Source organism: Rhizorhapis sp. SPR117, assembly GCF_021742065.1.
On record NZ_JAKKIE010000146.1, the window covers coordinates 1 to 2,929 of the forward strand.

The 2,929-nt window shown below is 59.9% G+C and carries 2 protein-coding genes; both read left to right on the top strand.

The window, feature by feature from the left end; genetic code table 11:
• On the top strand, positions 1-801 hold an 801-nt coding region (locus tag L3X40_RS21430), incomplete at its 5' end, for a helix-turn-helix transcriptional regulator (RefSeq protein ID WP_237367365.1).
• 190 nt (positions 802-991) lie between these two features.
• Positions 992-2,899 (top strand): TonB-dependent receptor, encoded by a 1,908-nt coding sequence (locus L3X40_RS21435; RefSeq protein WP_237367366.1) that lies wholly within the window; start codon positions 992-994, stop codon positions 2,897-2,899.
• Positions 2,900-2,929: the final 30 nt, after the last annotated feature.

The following is a 2,929-nucleotide window of genomic DNA, read 5'->3' on the forward strand; positions in this document are numbered from 1 at the left end:
TGGTTCAAACATGGGTCAAATCTCAGTGAAAATTTATGCCGCTACCGGGTCACTTCTCAGCGACAATCAACACTCAGCTTCCTGCATCGCGCCACCGGCGCGGCGCATTATACCGCTTTCCAGTTCGGCGATGCAGCACCCCGTCGCATTCTCGGCCTCAGTCTCGACGGTAGCGATACTTCAATCCGGCAGAGCACGCTCTACACGTCGGGCGGCTTCTGGCGGGAGGACCCGATGATCATCGAGGCGCGCAGCGGCCCCTCGCTGTGCCAGACGACCCTGCTCCGCATGGACATCAACAAGCTTCCGAGTGGTGAGTTCCGCGACGTACTGTACGGGCGGGTGAACATCTGCGAACGGCTGATGATCTGCGGAGGATCGCCCGACCGAAAGCTTGGCCTCAGCATTCTGCGGCCCGCCGGCGAAGGCTGTCTCCCCGGTCGCGAGCTAAGGCGCCTCAGCCGCGTGGCCAGCGCACTCCTTTCGTTGGTCGCAAAGCACGACCGCATTACCTGCCACGTCGGCGGAGCAGCGACCACGCTGACTTCTCTTGTGGAGATCGAGCGCAGCATAGCCTCCTCGCCCGAAGCTCTCTCCCGGCGAGAGGCCCAGGTCTGCGCCCGCATCCTGTACGGTGTTTCCGGCATCGGCATTGCGCTGGACCTTGGGATCAGTGAGCAGACAGTGATGACCTACCGCAAGCGCGCCTATGCCCGGCTCGGCATAGGGTGCCAGCGCGAGCTTCTCCTGTGGTACCTCGCGCTGTGGCAGCCGTGTGAGCCGGCCGCAGTTACCCACTGATCTTTTGGCCCGCCGCCGCCGATCGGCACTCCTCAATTTCGAATTTCGCGGAATTTTCCTGTCCCCTCTAACGGGGGCAGACTAGATCGCGCTGCCGCGATCAGTATGGAGCAAGAGATACCTTCCGACCTGGTCGGAAAGGCATATATAGGAAGGGGGGGGCTTCTGCATGAGAAGCATGATCAGGAATATGTCGGGCTGGCACAGCATCATGCTCCGGGATGATACCGGCGACACTGGCGCGGCTCTGCGGCTCGACGCCAGCCGCCGACTGGCTTGCGTGGGCATCAGCACCCTTGCAATCGCCGCGTCCTTGCTTGCGCTTCCAGTCGCGGCTTTCGCCCAGACTGCCGACAGCCAAGCTGATCAATCCAAGGCTCCGAACGATGGCAGCAGGGCGGTCAATCAGTCTCCGTCGAGCGTCGGTGTGCGGGAAGAAGGTGGGCGCATCGAGGAAATTGTCGTGACGGCGGAGAAGCGCCAAAGCGCCGCCAATAGGGTTGGCATGTCGATCACCGCAATCAGCGGCGATGCATTGCTCGAGAGAGGCGTCTTCACGCCGGACGACCTGGTAAAGGCGGTGCCCGGCTTCAACTATACCCGCAGCTCCTATGGCGTGCCGGTGTACACGCTTCGCGGCATCGGCTTCTATGACACGAGCCTCGGCGGTTCGCCGACGGTAAGCGTCTACACCGACGAAGTTCCGCTGCCTTACTCTATAATGACGACGGGCGCCGGCCTCGATATGGAGCGGGTTGAGGTCCTCAAGGGGCCGCAGGGCATCTTGTTCGGCCAGAATTCGACTGGCGGGGCTATCAATTTTATCGCCGCCAAGCCAACTGACTATAATGCGGCGGGCGCAGATGTCAGCTATGACAGTCAAGGTCTAGTCAACCTGCAAGGCTTTGTCAGCGGTCCGATCAGCGATACGCTGGCGATCCGCGTCGCCGCGCGCACCGAACAGGGTGGCAATTGGCAGCGCAGCTACACCAGAGATGACCGGCAGGGCCAGAGCACCCTCATGATCGGGCGGGTATTGCTCGCATGGGAGCCGACCGCCGACCTGTCGGTGCAGTTGAACGTCAACGGGTGGCGTGACAAATCGGACAATCAGGCGGCGCAATTTGGCGGGATCAGCGCGATCACCGGCAGAACTCCCGCCATAATCGTCAACTATCCGGAAGCCCCTAGCGAAAATAAGTTCGCGGATTGGGATCCGGACGGTAATTTTGCGAGAAACGATAATTTCGTTCAGATATCTGGACGAGTGGACTATGACGTTTCCGACGTCGTCAAGCTCACCTCGTTGACGTCATACTCGGAATTAAACCGGGATGCGTCCAGTGACGTGGATGGTACGCAATTCACCAACTACACGGTTCGTTCGACCGGTCTCATTCATTCTTTTTACCAAGAACTGCGCGTGACTTGGGATATTTCCCAGCAGTGGCGTCTCATGCTCGGCGCTAATTACGGTCATGACTATATCGAGGACGAGGCGAACCCCACTGCACCTCTGGGCTTCTCAAGCTCCTCGTTCACCGCTGCCGAGACGCCGGGAACGGCAAAGATCGATCGTGCCGCTGTTTTTGGTACGCTCGACTGGGAGGCGACGGACACGGTCACCTTACAGGGAGGGCTGCGATACACGAATGCGAAGCGTAAGTATGAGGGTTGCACACTGAACACCGGAGCCGACCGGTCGCTCACCGACCTCGTTGCCGGGACCGGTGATCGACTGCGGGGATTTGAAATCCCAATCGCCACCGGCGACTGCGCTACCTTAGGTCCCCCGCCCGATTTTCTGCCGGGTCCGGTCGTTGGAAAGCTTGACGAAGATAGCTTGTCCTTCCGCGCAAACGTAAACTGGCAGGTGGCGCCGAGGGCGTTGCTCTACGCCAACGTTAGCCGCGGGTTTAAGGAAGGCGTCTTCCCAATTTCCGGAGCTACCTTCAGCTTCTCTCTCCAACCAGCGGTGCAAGAAGAGGTGCTGGCTTACGAGACAGGATTTAAGCTCGGCCTCGCTGATCGTCGCGTCCAAATCAATGGGGCAGTCTTTATGGGATGGCCCGCCCCTTTTCCCCGGCATCGGTTATGATGTTGGTGCTTAAGAAGGAAAGGAGCGGAC

What these genes read in the sequence shown, in the direction of transcription:
- L3X40_RS21435 (WP_237367366.1), top strand. Translation starts at nt 992, where the DNA reads ATGTCGGGCTGGCACAGCATCATGCTCCGGGATGATACCGGCGACACT.